Source organism: Vicinamibacterales bacterium (assembly GCA_036496585.1).
Lineage (GTDB): Bacteria > Acidobacteriota > Vicinamibacteria > Vicinamibacterales > 2-12-FULL-66-21 > JAICSD01.
In genome coordinates, this window is record DASXLB010000028.1 from 99,188 (window position 1) to 115,779 (window position 16,592).

Annotated in this window: 12 protein-coding genes and 1 pseudogene; 8 read left to right on the forward strand and 5 right to left on the reverse strand. The window is 69.2% G+C overall.

Translation table 11 applies throughout. The features are described 5' to 3' along the window. Window positions 1-12 precede the first annotated feature (12 nt). Together VGI12_09150 and VGI12_09155 are read left to right on the forward strand one after the other, a co-directional pair. Entirely contained in the window at window positions 13-882 is an 870-nt protein-coding gene (locus VGI12_09150; GenBank protein HEY2432824.1) for an alpha/beta hydrolase, read from the forward strand. Continuing rightward, window positions 879-2,171, forward strand: coding sequence for an SGNH/GDSL hydrolase family protein (locus VGI12_09155; protein HEY2432825.1), 1,293 nt, complete (start codon window positions 879-881; stop codon window positions 2,169-2,171). Before VGI12_09150 ends, VGI12_09155 begins: the two co-directional genes overlap by 4 nt. Window positions 2,172-2,180: 9 nt before the next feature. Here the strand turns inward: VGI12_09155 and VGI12_09160 are convergent, their stop codons facing one another. After that, window positions 2,181-2,393, reverse strand: coding sequence for a hypothetical protein (locus VGI12_09160; protein HEY2432826.1), 213 nt, complete (start codon window positions 2,391-2,393; stop codon window positions 2,181-2,183). A 115-nt stretch (window positions 2,394-2,508) separates the two neighbouring features. On the opposite strand from VGI12_09160, the gene VGI12_09165 reads away from it, so the two are divergent. Genes VGI12_09165 through VGI12_09175 form a run of 3 tightly spaced genes read left to right on the forward strand, consistent with a single transcriptional unit; the run spans window position 2,509 to window position 8,213 of the window. After that, window positions 2,509-5,145 carry an amidohydrolase family protein gene (locus VGI12_09165; GenBank protein ID HEY2432827.1) on the forward strand — a complete coding sequence of 879 codons (2,637 nt, stop codon included), beginning with the start codon at window positions 2,509-2,511 and terminating at the stop codon, window positions 5,143-5,145. A 2-nt stretch (window positions 5,146-5,147) separates the two neighbouring features. Then, complete coding sequence (locus VGI12_09170; protein HEY2432828.1) at window positions 5,148-6,647, forward strand: amidohydrolase family protein; 1,500 nt, start codon at window positions 5,148-5,150, stop codon at window positions 6,645-6,647. A 3-nt stretch (window positions 6,648-6,650) separates the two neighbouring features. Then, complete coding sequence (locus tag VGI12_09175; protein HEY2432829.1) at window positions 6,651-8,213, forward strand: D-aminoacylase; 1,563 nt, start codon at window positions 6,651-6,653, stop codon at window positions 8,211-8,213. A 44-nt stretch (window positions 8,214-8,257) separates the two neighbouring features. Here VGI12_09175 and VGI12_09180 read toward each other — a convergent pair whose 3' ends face one another. Continuing rightward, window positions 8,258-10,729 carry an ABC transporter permease gene (locus tag VGI12_09180; protein ID HEY2432830.1) on the reverse strand — a complete coding sequence of 824 codons (2,472 nt, stop codon included), beginning with the start codon at window positions 10,727-10,729 and terminating at the stop codon, window positions 8,258-8,260. Between the two features lie 70 nt (window positions 10,730-10,799). Between VGI12_09180 and VGI12_09185 the strand changes: the two genes are divergently transcribed. After that, complete coding sequence (locus tag VGI12_09185; protein HEY2432831.1) at window positions 10,800-11,588, forward strand: hypothetical protein; 789 nt, start codon at window positions 10,800-10,802, stop codon at window positions 11,586-11,588. 79 nt (window positions 11,589-11,667) lie between these two features. Next, complete coding sequence (locus VGI12_09190; GenBank protein HEY2432832.1) at window positions 11,668-12,909, forward strand: crosslink repair DNA glycosylase YcaQ family protein; 1,242 nt, start codon at window positions 11,668-11,670, stop codon at window positions 12,907-12,909. Between the two features lie 677 nt (window positions 12,910-13,586). Here the strand turns inward: VGI12_09190 and VGI12_09195 are convergent. Further along, window positions 13,587-14,669, reverse strand: a pseudogene (locus VGI12_09195) (AI-2E family transporter). Between the two features lie 45 nt (window positions 14,670-14,714). Beyond that, on the reverse strand, window positions 14,715-15,527 hold the full coding sequence (mutM, locus tag VGI12_09200; protein ID HEY2432833.1) for a bifunctional DNA-formamidopyrimidine glycosylase/DNA-(apurinic or apyrimidinic site) lyase: 813 nt from the start codon (window positions 15,525-15,527) through the stop codon (window positions 14,715-14,717). 96 nt (window positions 15,528-15,623) lie between these two features. Here mutM and VGI12_09205 point away from each other — a divergent pair, with 96 nt between their 5' ends. After that, window positions 15,624-16,118 (forward strand): DinB family protein, encoded by a 495-nt coding sequence (locus tag VGI12_09205; GenBank protein ID HEY2432834.1) that lies wholly within the window; start codon window positions 15,624-15,626, stop codon window positions 16,116-16,118. 40 nt (window positions 16,119-16,158) lie between these two features. Here VGI12_09205 and VGI12_09210 read toward each other — a convergent pair whose 3' ends face one another. Continuing rightward, window positions 16,159-16,536 (reverse strand): MmcQ/YjbR family DNA-binding protein, encoded by a 378-nt coding sequence (locus VGI12_09210; GenBank protein HEY2432835.1) that lies wholly within the window; start codon window positions 16,534-16,536, stop codon window positions 16,159-16,161. Window positions 16,537-16,592: the final 56 nt, after the last annotated feature.

Below are 16,592 nucleotides of genomic sequence, written 5' to 3' on the forward strand. Positions count from 1 at the left end.
AGAGTCCGCGTCATGCGAGCCATCATCGCTGCCGTGTTCTGCGCCGTCGCATTCGCGCCGATCACGCAGACGGGAATCGAGTTCGGAAAGCCGAACGGTCACGCGCTGCTGCTGGACGCCCATGTGCCGGATGGCCCGGGTCCGTTCCCCGCGGCCATCCTCGTCCACGGTGGCGGCTTCGATGGCGGCAGCCGCGCCACCAACATGGCGCCGACGTTCCAGCCGCTCGCCGACGCCGGGTTCGCCTGGTTCAGCATCGACTACCGGATGGCGCCGGAATTCCGCTTCGCCGAGGCGAAGGACGACGTCGACGCCGCGATCCGCTGGCTACGGGCGAATGCCGCCGCCTACCACGTCGATCCGAAGCGGATCGTGCTGGCCGGTGAGTCCGCCGGCGGTTTCCTGGTCAACTACGCCGGCACGCATGAAACGCCCGAGACGACCGTCGCTGCGGTCGTCGACATCTATGGTCCGGTCGACTACGAGAAGATCGCGCGCCAGCGTCAGGCCTATCCGAACCGCTTCAACATGACGTCGATCAGCGGGCACATGAAGAACGGCGGCAGCATCGCCTTCCTCGGCGCCGAAGGCTATGACGAGGCGGGATTCGCGAAACTCAAGGCCGTGTCGCCGATCTACGCCGTCCACCGCGGCATGCCGCCGTTTCTCGCCATCCACGGGACGCGCGACGATCAGGTCCCCTACGAGCAATCGACGATGATGTGCGCGGCGATGCGCGCGGTCGGCGCGCGCTGCGACATCATCACCGTCGAAGCCGGCGGCCACGGCATGGGCACCTGGAAGGATGCCGACCAGCAGCACTACAAGGCCGAGATGATTGCATGGCTGAAGGACACGCTCGCCGCGTCGGATCGCCGATGAAGGCGTGTCTCGCCGCCGCGGTGGCGGTGGCGCTGGTGTTGCCCGAGCGACCGCTGGCGGGCGCCGCAGCCGGCGAGCGCTGGATTGGCACATGGTTCGCGGCGTCGACCGCCCGCGTCGACGCGCCGGCCGCGACGGGCGCCCCCCCGGCGACCAGCGGGCAGTCGCTCTTGCGGGTGAGCGATCAAACGCTGCGTCAAATCGTCCACATCACGCACGGCGGCGCTCGGCTGCGCGTCGTCTTCACCAACACGTTCGGGACAGCCGGTCTGCGCATCGGCGCCGCGAGCGTCGCCCGCCGCGACCACGACGCGGCGATCGTTGCGGCATCGGCTCGGCCGCTCACGTTCGACGGCGTCGCGCAGGCCACGATCCCGGCAGGCGCTGTCCTGCTCAGCGATCCGGTGAATCTCGAGGCCCCGGATTTCTCCGACCTCGCCATCGATCTCTTTCTTCCCGGCGACACCGGGGCGATGGCGTCGCCGGCCACGACCCATCCTGCATCGTGGCAGACCAGCTATGTCTCGGCGCCCGGCAATTTCGCCGGCCGGGCGACCATGCCTGTCGAGGCGACGACGACCTATCGGCGTGCCGACGGGCTGCAGTCAGCCACGTGGTTCTTCCTGACGCGCGTCGAGGTGGCCGCGCCGGCGGACGCCGGCGTCATCGTCGCGCTCGGCGACTCGATCACCGACGGCACCGCCTCGGGCCTCGACGCCAACCACCGGTGGCCGGACTATCTGGCCCGCCGCCTCACCGCCGCGGGGGCGCGTGTGGCCGTACTCAATGCCGGTATCGGCGGCAACCGGCTGCTCAACGAGGGGAACGGTCCGTCGGCCCTGGCACGCTTCGATCGTGACGTCATCGCGCAGCCCGGTGTGACGGCGGTGATCGTGCTCGAGGGCATCAACGACATCGGCCAGGCACGCCAGAGTCCGTCGCCGGCGGCCGCCGATCTCATCGCTGCGCACCAGCAGATCATCGCTCGCGCCCACGCTCACGGTCTTCGCGTCTACGGCGCCACTCTGACGCCGTTCGAGGGGGCCGCCTATTGGACGCCCGAAGGAGAGGCCAAGCGGCGCCAACTGAATGAGTGGATCCGCGGCGGCCAGGGGTACGACGCGGTCTTCGACTTCGACGCGGCCGTGCACGATCCCGCCCAGCCCACGAAGACACTGCTGCGATTCGACGCCGGCGATCATCTGCATTTGAATGCAGCGGGCTACGAAGCCGTCGCCGGGACGATCGACCTCGCGGTGTTCGCCTCGCGGCCAGTCAGCGTCCGGTAAGCCGGGCCTTCACACCTTCCGTGACGACGCGACGAGCATGGCAATGCCGGCGACCACGGCCGCCCCTGAGACGAGCGGCGGTACCGGCACGGTCTCGTGTGTCCGTGTCGTCGCCTGCAGCGGGCCGAGATCGACGACTTTCTTGTCCCTGGTGTAGCCGAAGCCGCCGTAGGCGAGGCCGAGAACACCCAGGACGATCAGCACGATACCTGCAATCTTCATACAACGGCTCTCCGGACGCGTTCGTAGCAAGCGAGGTGCCAGGGGACCGTTTATATCCGGGCATACGACGCGCCGTACGATAGAGTGCGGCGTTCCGCTCTCCTGGAGGATTCCGGTGCACTACCGATACGCCCGACTGGGCGCCGCTGTTTTCATACTTGCCGCCATCGTGGCGCTGCCCGGCTCGGCAGCGCGCCTCGGCGGCCAGGCCGCCGCCACCGGCGTCGTCGCCATCCGCAACGCGACGCTGCTGACCGTCAGTCACGGCACCATCGCGGCGGGCACGATCGTCTTGCAGAACGGTAAGATCGCCGCGATCGGCAGCGCCGTCAGCATCCCGGCGGGCGCCGAGGTGATCGACGGCAGCGGCAAGTTCGTCTCGCCGGGGCTCATCGACGCCCACTCGCACATCGCCAACGACGACATCAACGAGGGGGGCACGTCCGTCAGCTCGATGGTCGGCATGGGCGACGTGCTCGACCCCACCGACATCGACATCTACCGCGACCTCGCCGGCGGTACGACGACCGCCAACATCCTGCACGGCAGTGCCAACGCGATTGGCGGCAAGACGCTGGTGATCAAGCTGCGCTGGGGCAAGACGCGTCCCGAGGACATCGTCTTCGACGGGGCGCTGCCGGGGATCAAGTTCGCGCTCGGCGAGAACGTCACCCGCAAACGCGGCCAGGCGGCGACGCCGCCCGAACGCTTTCCCAGCACGCGCCAGGGCGTCGACTACGTGATGCGCGACGCCTTCACACGCGCCAAGGCTTACAAAAGGGCCTGGGACGACTACAACGCGGCGAAGGCGAAAGGGCAGGATCCGCTGCCGCCCAAGAAGGACTTGCAGCTCGATCCGCTCGTCGAGGTGCTCGAGGGCAAACGGCTCGTGCACTGCCACTCGTACCGCGCCGACGAAATCCTGATGATGATCCGCGTCGCCGACGAGATGGGCTTCAAGGTCGCCACCTTCCAGCACGTCCTCGAAGGCTACAAGGTGGCCAAGGAAATCGCCGCGCACGGCGCCGGCGCCTCGACCTTCTCCGACTGGTGGGGCTACAAGATCGAGGCGGAAGACGCGATCCCCTACAACGCCGCGATCATGACGCGCAAGGGGGTGCTCGTCTCGATCAATTCCGACGACGCCGAGCAGGCGCGACGGCTGAACAACGAGGCGGCAAAGACGGTCCGTTACGGCGGCCTCACCGACGACGAGGCGCTGGCGACGGTGACGATCAACCCGGCGAAGCAGCTGCGCATCGACAGCCGCGTCGGCTCGCTCGACGTCGGCAAGGACGCCGACGTCGTCATCTGGAACCACCATCCGCTCAGCACCGAGGCGATCGTCGACCGTGCCTTCATCGATGGCGTCGTCTACTACGACCGTGTCAAGGATCTCGACCGCGTCGCCGCGATCGAGAAGGAGAAGGGCGTCACGCGCACGGTCGCGCCACCGGCTAACGGCACTGGCAACGGCGCCGCGGCGCCCGCGGCGACGGCACAGCCGTTCGTGCCCGAAGAGATCCTTCAGATCCCCAAGACCAACGCCAACGGTCCGGCGTGGGCGATCACCAACGCGCGCATCGTCACGGTGTCGGGCGCGGTGATTCCGCGCGGCACCATCGTGATCAAGGGCAACCGCATCGACGCGGTCGGCGAGAGCGTCACGCCTCCGGCCGGCGCGAAGATCGTCGACGCGGCGGGCGCGAACGTCTATCCCGGCTTCGTCGACGCGGGGACCGACGTCGGGCTCAACGAGCCCGGACCGCGCAACTATGACGACGTGAGCGAAATCGGCGACTGGAACCAGGCGCTCAGGACCGAGCGCGCGTTCCAGATGGACAGCGATTCGGTGCCCATCGACCGGGTCGAGGGGATCACGACGGTTGCCGTGACACCGGGCGGCGGTGTGATCAGCGGCTCGCTGCCGGTGATGGATCTCGACGGGTGGACGTGGGAGGAGGGCCGCGTGCGCCAGAGCGCCGGTCTTGTCATGACGTATCCCGGCGGCGGCGGCGGCGGCGGTGGCCGCGGCGGGGGTGGTGGCGGCCGCGGCGGCGGGCCGACCGGCGGGCCGACCCCGACCGAGCAGATCGCGAAGCTGACGGCGCTCCTCGAACGGGCCGCGGCGTATGCCAAGGCGCCGGCCGGGCACCCCATCGATCTGTCACTCGAGCCGTTCCTCCCCATTCTGAATCGCAGCCAGGCGTTCATCGTCAGCGCCGGCACCGAGCAGTCGATTCGCGACGCGGTGACCTGGGCCGAGAAGCAGCACGTGCGAGTCGTCATCCGCAGCGGCGCTGACGTGCAGCGGGTCGCCGGGTTCCTCAAGGAGCACGATGTGCCGGTGATTCTCACCAGCGTGCTGGCGCTGCCTCCGCGCGAAGACGAATTCCACGCCTATCCGTACCAGGCGGCAGGCGTCCTCGCGAAAGCCGGCGTCCGGTTCGCGTTTTCAAGCGGCGGCTTCCAGTTTTCGCGCGACGTGCCGTTCCAGGCCGCGCGGTCGGTGGCGTGGGGCCTCGATCACGACACGGCAATCCGCGCGATCACGCTCGACGCCGCGCGCATCCTCGGCGTCAACGGCCTGGTTGGCAGCATCGAGCCGGGCAAGCTGGCCAATCTCGTCGTGATGAAGGGGGACGCGCTGGAGATTCGTTCGCAGATCCAGCACGTCGTCATCGCCGGCCGGGACGTGCCGCTCGAGAGCAAGCACACGGAACTCTACAAGCGCTTCATGGCGAGGGAGTAGCGATGGCGATCGATGTCCGATATCCGATAGCCGAGAGACGATGGACGTTGTTCGCGGCGCCCGCATTGGTGTTCGTGGCGGCGTTCGCCTACCCGACACTTGACGCGCAGATGCCGGCCGCGCCGGTGTACGCGATCCAGGGCGCGAAGATCGTCAGCGCCGGGACGACGATCGAAAAGGGGAATCTCGTGATGCGCAACGGCCTCATCGAGGACGTCGGCGCGAGCGTCGCGATTCCCGCCGACGCGGTCGTGGTCGAGGGCGCCAACCTGACGATCTACCCCGGCCTGATCGACATGACCAACACGACCGCGGTCGATCCGCCGCGCGTCGCCGCGGCGGCCGCCCCGGCAGCGGCGGAGGCCGCGCCCGACGGGCAGGGAGGCGGCCGCGGCCGCGGCGCGGCTGCGGCACCGCCGCCGACCTGGGCCGATGCCGATCGAACCCGGCGCGACGCGCTGCTCAATCCCGACTTCGACGCGGCGAGCCACGTGCGCTACGAGGGCGTCGAGATGCAGCGCCTCGCCGCCGCCGGCATCACCACCCTGCTCGCCGTACCGCCGTCGGGACTGCTGAAGGGGGAGAGCGCCCTGGTCAACGTCGCGGCGCCGCCCGACGATGACGACGTGAGCCGCGTCGGCGCCTATCGCCGCGGTGCGGTGGTCATCGCGGCGCCGGTCGCGCAGCACGTGACGTTCGCGGCCGGTCGCGGCGGCGCCGGCTATCCAGCGGCGCTGCTCGGCGACGTCGCCTTCGTGCGGCAGGCATTCTACGACGCGAAGTGGCAGAAGGAGGCGCGCATCTGGGCCGACAAGCACCAGGACCAGGCGCGCCCGGTGTTCGAGCCGGCACTCGACGCGCTGGCGCCGGCGCTCGATCGCAGGATGCCGGTGTCATTCGAAGCAGGAGAGGTGCGCGAGATCCTGCGAGCCCTCGCCATGGCGAAGGAATTCAACCTCGATCCGATCGTCACCGGCGGCATCGAGGCGGATCAGACCGTGGCCGATCTGAAGGCGGCGCACGCGAAAGTGATCCTGACCGTGGGTTCGGGCAACCCGGCGCCAGGCGGCCGCGGCGGTCGCGACGACACGCCGGTTCGCGTGACCCGCATGCAGCAGAACGCGCCCAAGGTCCCGGCCGCGCTCGAGAAGGCCGGCATTCCGTACGCTTTCGCGTCGGAAGGCGGGCTGGCCCCATCCGACTTACTGCGCGCCGCCGCGCGCGCGGTGAGGGACGGCGGCCTGACGCCGGATCAGGCGCTGCGCGCCCTGACCGTCAACGCGGCAAAGATCGCCGGCGCCGACGCCCGTGTCGGCACCCTCGCAAAGGGCAAGATCGCCAACCTGCTCGTGGTCGAAGGGGATCTATTCGCCGACCCGCCGCACATCCGACGCGTGTTCGTCGACGGCCGTCCGGTGAACATCGACGTGCCGACAGGCGCTCCGACGCCTGGCGGTGGACGTCGTGGCACGACCAGTGACGAATCACGAATGGCGAAGTAGCGCATGACAAACGGCGACGCCCGACAGCGGCGTCAGGATGGGCGTGGTCGCGAGCGGCCGGGCGTGGTCCACCGGCATCTGATCCGACTCGCCCTTCTGACGCTGGCCGCAGCGCTCGTCGGCGCCGCGTCAGCGCCCTCGTCGACAACGCTCATCCGTCACGCCCGCCTGATCGACGGCAGCGGCGGCCCCTCACGCCAGGCGGATGTACGGATTGACGGGGACCACATCGCCGCCATCGGCCGACTCGAGCCGTACGCCGGCGAACAGGTTGTCGATGCGGCCGGTCTCGCGCTCGCCCCGGGCTTCATCGACACGCACAGCCATCACGACCGCGGGCTCGCCGAGGCACCCGACGCGCTGGCGATGGTCAGCCAGGGAGTGACGACCATCGTCGTCGGCCAGGACGGCGGCGGCATCGATCTCAGCAAGCGCTTTGCTGCGCTCGAGGCGCAGCCGGTGTCGGTCAACGTGGCGTCGTTTGCCGGCCACGGTTCGATCCGTGGCCGCGTGATGGGCGATGACTTCAAGCGTCCCGCGACGGCCGCGGAGATCGATCGCATGAAGGCGCTGGTGCAGACGGAGATGGACGCCGGCGCGCTGGGGCTGTCGACCGGGCTCGAGTACGATCCCGGCATCTACTCCTCGCGTGAGGAGGTCCTGGCGCTTGCCCGGGTCGCCGCGGACGCCGGCGGCCGCTACATGAGCCACCTGCGCAGCGAGGATCGCGATTTCTGGGACGCGCTCGACGAGATCGTCACGATCGGCCGCGTCACCGGTATGCCGGTACAGGTGTCGCACATCAAGCTCGGCATGCACGACCTCTGGGGCCAGGCCGGGAAGCTCCGCGCCGCGCTCGACAAGGCTCGCGCGTCCGGGGTACAGCTGACGGCCGACATCTATCCCTACACATATTGGCAGTCGAATCTCGGCGTGCTCTACCCGAAGCGAAACTTCAGCGACCGCCGCGAGACGGAGTTCGTGCTCGCGCACGTCGCGCTTCCCGGCGACATCATCTTCAATTCGTTTCCTGCCCACCCCGACTACGCCGGCAGAACGCTTGCGCAGGTCGCCGCGATCCGGAACGCGTCACCGGCGCAGTCGTTGATGGATCTGCTCGCCGAGCCCGATGGGGATGCCGCCGGCATCGTCGCGAAGGGGATGTCCGACGCCGACGTCGAGCGCCTGGTGCAGTGGCCGTTCGCGAATATCTGCAGCGACGGCATGTCGCACGGCCTGCATCCGCGCGGCTTCGGGTCGTTCGCGAAAGTACTCGGTCCATACGTGCGCGACAAGAGACTCTTCTCTCTCGAAGAAGCCGTTCGCAAGATGACGAGCCTTGCGGCCGCCAATGCGGGCCTGGCGCACCGCGGGCGGATCGGAACGGACTACGCCGCCGATCTCGTACTGTTCGATCCCGCGACGGTGGCCGACCGCGCCGACTTCGGACACGCGCAGTCGCAGGCGGTCGGCGTCAAGACGGTGTGGGTCAACGGCCAGATCGTCTTCCAGGACGGCCGGACGACCGTCGTCCACACAGGGCGCGCGCTGCGGCGCGGCCAGTAGTGCGCCAGGCGAGGCCTCTCGTGGCGGCGGGCCGCCGGCGCGCGCTAGTCGGTGTGCAGCACGCCTGACGGCGCCAGCCGCGACGCGCGCCACGCCGGGATCATCGTCGCCAGCGCGGTGATGCCCGCCACCAGGACGATCGCCGCGCCGAGCATGAGCGGGTCAGAGGCGCGAATCGCGTAGATCTGGCTGGCGACGATGCGTCCCGACAAGTAGGCGATGAACAGGCCGATCGCCGTACCGGTGAGCGCCAGCAGCGCGCCCTGGCGCATGACCAGCAGGAACACGCTGCCGGGCGTCGCGCCGAGCGCCAGGCGCGTCGCCATCTCGCCGCGGCGCTGCGATACTGCGTAGGCGACGACGCCGTAGATACCGATGGCGGCGAGCAGGACCGCCACGCTGCCGAAGATCAGCATCAGCGTCATACCCAGTTGCTGCCGCCGGAGCGTCCCGTCCACCAGGTCGCGCACCAGTTCGAACTCGACGGCAACCTGCGGATCGAAGCCGCGCATTTCGCCGCGGATCGCCGACTGCAGCGCTCCGGTGTCTCTCGCCGACGTCGCCACCACCACGGTCTGGCGACGGAGCGGGTTCTGCGACATCGCCTGGTAGAAGGCCGGCTCCGCCTCGTCGGCCACTGTCTTCTGGCGGACATCGTCGACGACGCCGATCACGATGACTTCGTTGCTGGGATCGGGATCGGGATAGCCGGCGGAAAACTGCAGGCCGATCGGATCGGATCCGTTCAGATAGCGCTTGACGAAGGTGCGGTTGACGATCGCCACCGCGCGCGTGTTGCGGCGATCGTCCGGCCCGAAATCGCGTCCCTGCAGCAGGCGCGTGCCGGTCGCCTGGAAGTAGCCGGCGCTGGCGAGGCGCTGGCGCGTGCCCATCGGGTGCGCGGGATCGACGGGATGCCCGTGGAACGCGGCGATGAGGGAGCTCTCGAGCGTGTTCCTCAGCGGAAAGCTCGAAGTCGAGCCGACGCCGGTGACGCCCGGCAGCGCGGCGAGCCGATCCATCAGCGTTTGTGAGGCCGTGACGACGGCGTCGGGGTTGGGATACTTCGGGCCGAGGAACGAGACGTCGAAGATGAGGCGCTGGTCGGCAGCGAAGCCGAGATCGGTCGTGCGCAGGTTGGCGAAACCACGCACCAGCCAGCCGGCGCCAGCGACGAGCAGGATCGCGAGCGCGATCTCGATCACCGTCATCGTGCTCAGCCAGCGCGCGGTGCCGCGGCCGCCGCTCGCCGAGCGTGTGCTCTCGCTCATCAGCGTGCGGACGTCCGTCGCCGCCAGGCGCAGGGCCGGTGCGAAGCCGACCAGCAGGCCGCTGACGACCAGCGCCACGAGTGAGAACAGCAGCACGCGGCCGTCGAAGCTGACGGCGTCGAGCCGCGGCAGCTTCGACGCGCCGAGCGCGAGCAGCGCGCGGACGCCGAGCCACGCCAGCGCGAAACCGAGGACGGCGCCGCAGGTCGCCAGCAGCACCGACTCGGTGAGCAGCTGCCGGATGATGCGCGACCGCGGCGCGCCGATGGCGACCCGCACGGCCATTTCGCGGGCCCGCGCCGCGCCGCGCGCCAGCAGCAGGTTGGCGACGTTCACGCATCCGAGCAGCAACAGCAGGCCTGTCGCCGACATCACGATCACGAGAATCGGGCCAAGGTCGCCGACCACCTGCGCGACGAGCGACCGCGTGACGTAGGCGCGGTTCTTGTCGGCGGCTGGGAAGTCCTGGCCGAGCTTGTTCATGATCGGCGTCATTTCGGCGCTCGCCCGAGGCAGCGTCGCGCCCGGCTTCAAACGCATGAAGCCTTCGAAGAAGTGATTGATGTCGTCGGGCGCGAGCTGCTGGCTGAACCAGAAGTCGCCGCCGTGCGGCGTGTCGAAGTCCCGCCCGGCCACGCCGGCGATCGTCGTGTTGATCTCGGCGAAGTGAATCGGCTTGCCGACGATCGCGGGGTCAGCGTTGAAGAGCTCCTGCCAGACGCGATACGAGATGACGACAACCGGCGGTGCCGGCGGTGGCCCGGCCGGTGCCTGTCGGGGCGGCGTGCCGGGCGCCGGCGGTGGCGGCGGCACGGGGCGGGCGAAGTTCTGGTGCGTGAAGCCGCCCAGCGTCATCGGCAGGCCGAAGAGGTCGAAGAACCCTTCCGTCACGCCATAGACCTTGACGTGCTGCGGGGTGCCGTCCTTGTGGAGCAGCGTGAGATCGTTACTCTGCAGGCCCGCGGCGCGCACGATCGTCGACGTCGTGCCGTTGAGGCGGGAGATCTCGCCGTTCGACAGCAAGCCGGTCGTGACGCGCCCGTCGGTCAGCGTCGTCCGGATGCTGTAGAGATTGTTGGCGTCCGGATAGGGTAACGGCTTGAGCAGGACCGCGTTGAGCGTGCTGAAGATAGCCGTCGTCGCGCCGATCCCGAGCGCCAGTGTGGCGATGGCCGCAAGTGGGAAAGCCGGGGCTCGAAGGTAGCCTCGGACCGCGAAACGGAGATCTTGCAGCAGTGTTTCCATTCCGGGGAATTAGACGCAGGCCGCGGAAGGGAGGTTTGGGCAAAACGCCGGCTGGTGACACGATGGGGGCGTGAATCCATCCAGCCGCGCCCTTCTAGTGTTACTTGCCGCCTGCTGCGCCTGCTCGAAGCCCGAGGCGCCCACCCCGCGGGCCGTGGCGGTGGCGACGCGGCCGGCTTCCGCGCCGGCGGCTGCCGGGGCGGCGCCGGCACCGGCATCGGGAACGGTGACGGGCGCGGTGGTCGAGACCATGAACGCGGCATCCTACACCTACGTGCGGGTGCACGGCGCCAACGGCGATATCTGGGCCGCGGCCCCTGAGTTTGCCGTGAGGATCGGCGAACAGGTGCGCGTATCGCTCGAGATGCCGATGGTCAACTTCCACAGCGCAAGCCTGAAGCGCGATTTTCCGCTCCTGTATTTCGTCACGCAGATCACCCCAGCCGGAGCGCCGTCAGCCAGTGCGCCAGCGGGTGATCCGCATGCCGGGGTCCGCTCGACGCCGTCCGCCGTCACCACGCCGATGCCAGCGCCGGCCGGCGGCGTCACGATCGCGGCACTGTGGGCGAACCGCACGGCGCTCGCCGGCAAGCCGGTCACCGTCCACGGCGTCGTCGTCAAGCTGAACGCCGGCATCCTCGGCCTGACCTGGATCCATCTGCAGGACGGCACCGGCAGCGCGGGCGACGGCAGCAACGACATCACGGTGACGGCGGCTGGCGACGTGGCGGTCAAGCCGGGCGATACCGCCGTCGCCACCGGTCTGGTCGGGATCAACAAGGACATCGGCAGCGGCTACTCGTATCCGGTGATCGTCGAGCAGGCGCGCATCACGGTGAGCAAGACGACGGGGTCCTGACCGACGAAACTGGGCGATCCGGAACGTCGAACGATCGCGCCACGTCCACTTTCTGCGTACAATTCCCGGGTTCACGTCATTGCCACGCGGCACCCACCTCTCACTTGCGGACGCGCGGCGGCTGGCGCTGACGTCGCTCGGTTTCGGCGCCGCGCGCCCGACGCGAGCCGGTGTGCCACACGTGCGTGCCACCGCGGCCCGGCTTGGCGCGATCCAAATCGACTCGGTCAACGTCCTCGCGCGCGCGCATTACCTGCCGACGTTCTCGCGGTACGGGCCATATCCGACCGCGGCGCTCGACGATCTCGCGCACAGCCGCCGCGAGTTGTTCGAGTACTGGGGACACGCGGCGTGTTTCCTGCCGATGGATCTGTATCCGCTGATGCGCTGGCGGATGGACAACCAGCGGGAGGCCTGGTCGGCGCTGCCGAAGAAGAAACGCGCGTTCCTGGAACGCGTCCGCGAGGAAGTCTCGACGCGTGGCCCGCTCGCGGCCGGTGAGCTGTCGATCGGCGGCAAGAGCACGGGGCCGTGGTGGGGATGGTCGGACGGCAAGGAAGCGCTCGAACTGCTGTTTCGCCAGGGACACCTGGCGATTGCGGGACGCCGCCATTTCGAGCGCCTTTACGATCTTTCCGAGCGCGTCATTCCCGAAGCGGTCTGGAATGCGCCGCGCGCCGCGCCTGACGACGCACGCAAGTCGCTGCTCGTCCGCGCGGCCCGCGCGATGGGCGTTGGCACCGCAAGAGACATCGCGCAGTACTTTCACATCGACGCCTGGTGGGATCGGCTCACGCCCGACGGCCTCCGCAAGCCCGGAGGGGGACAGCGACTCTTCGACGAGCTCGTCGAGGACCGTCAACTCGTGCGCGTCGGCGTCGAGGGCTGGAAGGCGCCGGCCTACCTGGCGGCGGGCGCACGAATCCCGCGCGCGATCGAGGCGCGCGCCATCGTGTCGCCATTCGATCCGGTGCTGTGGGAGCGCAAGTGGACCAAAGCCGTGTTCGGCTTCGACTACCAGATCGAGATTTACGTGCCGGGCCCGAAGCGGGTCCACGGCTACTACGTGCTGCCGTTCCTGCTCGGTGATCGGTTCGCCGCGCGCGTCGATCTCAAGGCGGATCGCAAGCGCTCGACGCTGATCGTGCACGCCGCCTATCTCGAGCCGGGCTTCGACGCCGCGCGCGTCGCCTTGGCGCTGGCGGCGGAGCTGCGCACGCTGGCACGATGGCTCGCGCTGTCGTCGTTCGTCGTCGCGCGGAAAGGCGGCCTCTCGCCCCAGCTCAAGGCGGCGATCGTGTCGCCGAGCGATCCGGTGTAGCGATCCGCGCCGACCGACTTGCGTGCAGCGTCGTCGCTCAGCATCGCGTCACCGGCCGGCCACATGCCGACGACGAGCGTCGCTGCAGGCGCCTGATGGCGGACGCGATCGACGAGGTACCTGAGATGCGGCGGCGAGCCGTTCAACTCGAGATGCGCGATCGCGACCGCGCTGACGCCGGTGAGATCGAGCCCGCCGATCTCGGCGCGTGACACCGCGTGATGCGGCACGCGCTCGGTCCGGAAACCGTCCCGCGTCAGCAACTGCTCCAGCATCGCCGCCACCACTTCGTCGAGGCAGCCGCGCCCGGCGACACACGCCACGACGCCGTCCCTGGCGGCCGGCGGTTCGCCGTTCCGCGTCGCCGTCAGGCGTCCGAGCTCGTCGACGATCGACGTCATCAACCGGAGGATCGCCTCCACCCGCGTCGGCTCGAGCGATCCACGCGCTTCGTCGTGCGCGGCCAGCACCAGGGCGGGCAAGGCCACGCAGTCGTAGTACTCCACCAGCGAATGGCCGGCGACGTAGGCCTCGGCGTGCGCCAGGATGTCGTCGAGATCGCCGGACAGGATCCGCTGGTAGATACGATCGGCGGCCGGCAGCGCCGGCCGGTCTCCGAGCAGTACGTCGAAGAACTCGAGAGGCTTCGCATGGCGGCCCACGACGACGAGACACAACGTCAGCGGCGTGGACAGAATGAGGCCCATCGGCCCCCACAGCCATGTCCAGAACAGCGCGGCCACGATCACCGAGATCGGCGACAGCCCGGTCGAGTGGCCGTAGAGCAGCGGTTCGACAACGTAACCCGTGATCGGCTCGACGACGACGAAGAGCAGGCCGACGTAGACGGCAGCCGTCCAGCCCGGATCGACGCCGGCGGCCAGCGCCAGCGGTGCGATGGCGGCAAGGATCGGACCGACGTAGGGCACGAACCGCAGCACGCCGGCCAGCACGCCCCACACCGCCGGCGATGGAATCCCGATCGCCCACAATCCCACGCCGATCACGATGCCAAAGGTCGTGTTGACGGCGAGTTGCGACACGAAATAGCGGCTCAGCCGCTGGCCCGCGTCGTCGATCGCGAGCGTCGTGCGGTTCAGATCCGAGGAGCCCACCAGGCGAATGAAGCGGTCGCGCAGGTCCTCCTTCTGGATCAGGATGAAGATCGCGACGACGATGACGATGACTGTGGTTTCGAGGGGTCCCACCACCGGCTTGATGATGGTACCGGCCATCGCGAACGGCGAGGCCGCCTGCGGCGCGACTTCGACGACGGTCGGCGACGCGGGGGTGGCGCTGCGCGCGCGGCCCGCCGGCGTCCGGACCGGAGCCGGCGGTGCGGCGGCCGGCGGGCGCGTCACGCCGGGAATCAGCCTGGCGAGCGCATCGAAGCGCGCCGTCGCGAATGTCTGCGCGCCGTCGATCTTGCGGCCGATCGTTTCGGCGTATTGCGGCGCGTTGTCAGCGAGCGTCGACGCCTGGGTGCCGAGGAGCGTGGCGATGAGTCCAATCACCCCGAGCGCGACCAGCACGCTGGCGACGACCGCCGGCGCGCGCCAGAGTCCGAGGCGGCCGAGCAGGTTGACGAGCGGCGACAGGATGAACGACAGGATCACGGCCAGCGTGATCGGGATGAAGACCTCCTTCGCCACGTAGAGCGCGGCGATCACGATGACGCCGATCGCGAGCGCGAGCAGAGCGCGCGCTTCGGGAATCCGCAGCTCGGCTGTTGACGGCTCGGGCATGTCGCATACAAGCATGCCATGAGCGACCGCACGCGACCCCGCACGGAACGGGCGTGTCGTTCATCGCTGGCAGACAGAGCAGAAGAACGTCGACCGGCCCGCCAACCTACGGCGCACGATGGTGCCGCCGCATCCCGGGCGGCGGCACCGTTTGGCTTCGCGATCGTAGACGCGGAACCGTTCGGTGCGATACGTCGCGCGCGATTGCCGGTCGATCGCTTCGGTCAGCACCTGCTTGATCGCCCGCACGAGCTGCCGCGCCGCGTCTGTCGGCGCTCCCGCCCGCGTCGCCATCGTCGACGCCTGACGCTCCGGCGACAGCTTCGCAACATGCAGGGCCTCCACCACATAGATGTTGCCGAGCCCGGCGACGACATGCTGGTCGAGGAGCAGCGATTTGAGCGGGGCCTTCCTGCCCGTCACCGCTTTGGCCAGCGCGGCTGCGTCGAACTCGGGCGACAGCGGTTCCGGGCCGAGCGTGCTGAGGACGGGATGCGCCGCGCCTCGCGCGACCAGATCCATGAACCCGAACCGCCGAGGATCGTTGAAGGTGACGACCCGCCGGGAAGACATCCGGAAGATCACGTGATCGTGGCGCGCGTCCTCCGGATCCTCGCGCCTGACGTCGATTTCGAACCAGCCCGACATGCCGAGGTGCATCACGAGCGTCTCCCCAGACGAGAGCGGGACGACGAGATATTTGGCGCGCCGCTGGACCGCGAGCGCCGTCTTCCCCGTCAGCCGCGCCGCGAAGCGCGGCGGAAACGGCGTGCGCAGATCGGGGCGGTTGAGGATGACCCGCACGAACGCCTTGCCCGCCATCGCGGGTTCGAGACGGCGGCGAACGGTTTCGACTTCGGGAAGCTCGGGCATGGGTGCTTCAGCATCGCAGATCCACGACTCATCCCGTTGCCCCGCGGCTCCGGATCTCCTGAACTCCCGCGATCGGTTTCCGCTAGGCTACAAGCGATGCGCGAAGTCTGGCTGCGCGGAGGAATCGTCGAGGGGGTGCCGCCGCTGCTGCAGCCGGTCGCACACAGCCTGCTGCAGAGCCGCGAAGAAGTGGAACACCTGCTGACGGGGATGACGCCTGCCGTGATCTGGCAGGCGCGCCACGGCGCCGCGACCGTCGGTTTCCACGTCCTGCACGCCCTCGGCAGCCTCGATCGCTTGTTCACCTACGCGCGCGGCGCGATGTTGTCAGACGCGCAACTGCAGGTGCTGCGGCAGGAAGCGGGGCCGGATCCCGAGCTCGCGGCCGACGAGCTGATCGCCGGATTCGACGCGGCGGTCACGCGCGCGCTCGATCAGCTGCGTGGGACCAGCGCGTCAGCGCTGACCGACGCTCGTGCCGTCGGACGCGGCAGGCTGCCATCGACCGTTGTCGGCTTGCTGTTTCACGCTGCCGAGCACACGCAGCGTCATATCGGCCAGGCGACGTCGACGGCGAAGCTGCTGGCCTGACCGCCTGCCGGCCGACCAGGGTTCCAGCCGTACGCCGGTGCTACTTGGCAGCGGCCCGCCTGGGCGCGCGCTTCCGCGCGATCGCGTCGACGAATCGCCATGCCGCATGCAGCAGGTCGGCGAGCGCGGCGCGGTCGATCGCTGCCAACCGCACCAGCACACACGGATAGCCTTCATAGTGCGGCTTCAAATAGTAGGTCGCCGGATCGTCGGCGATCATCGCGTCGCGCTGATCGGCGCCGATGCGGACGACGAGCGTGCCGGGCTCGGCGGATTTGTGCGAGGCGGCGCACGCGAGCAGCGCCCCACGCAGTTTGAGCGCCGGCACCCCCCACGCTGTCCCTTCTTCGACACCCGGCAGCGTCGCGCCGATCGCACGAACGGTCTCGAAGGTGGATGCGGGCCGGCGGCGCGCCATGGGGCATTGTAGCGGCGCCGGCTTACGTGAAGGCCACTCCCGGTATTCCAACGAGG

What these genes read in the sequence shown, in the direction of transcription:
- VGI12_09150 (HEY2432824.1), top strand. Translation starts at nt 13, where the DNA reads ATGCGAGCCATCATCGCTGCCGTGTTCTGCGCCGTCGCATTCGCGCCG.
- mutM (HEY2432833.1), bottom strand. Translation starts at nt 15,527, where the DNA reads ATGCCCGAGCTTCCCGAAGTCGAAACCGTTCGCCGCCGTCTCGAACCC.
- VGI12_09205 (HEY2432834.1), top strand. Translation starts at nt 15,624, where the DNA reads ATGCGCGAAGTCTGGCTGCGCGGAGGAATCGTCGAGGGGGTGCCGCCG.
- VGI12_09155 (HEY2432825.1), top strand. Translation starts at nt 879, where the DNA reads ATGAAGGCGTGTCTCGCCGCCGCGGTGGCGGTGGCGCTGGTGTTGCCC.
- VGI12_09175 (HEY2432829.1), top strand. Translation starts at nt 6,651, where the DNA reads ATGACAAACGGCGACGCCCGACAGCGGCGTCAGGATGGGCGTGGTCGC.
- VGI12_09170 (HEY2432828.1), top strand. Translation starts at nt 5,148, where the DNA reads ATGGCGATCGATGTCCGATATCCGATAGCCGAGAGACGATGGACGTTG.
- VGI12_09160 (HEY2432826.1), bottom strand. Translation starts at nt 2,393, where the DNA reads ATGAAGATTGCAGGTATCGTGCTGATCGTCCTGGGTGTTCTCGGCCTC.
- VGI12_09210 (HEY2432835.1), bottom strand. Translation starts at nt 16,536, where the DNA reads ATGGCGCGCCGCCGGCCCGCATCCACCTTCGAGACCGTTCGTGCGATC.
- VGI12_09180 (HEY2432830.1), bottom strand. Translation starts at nt 10,729, where the DNA reads ATGGAAACACTGCTGCAAGATCTCCGTTTCGCGGTCCGAGGCTACCTT.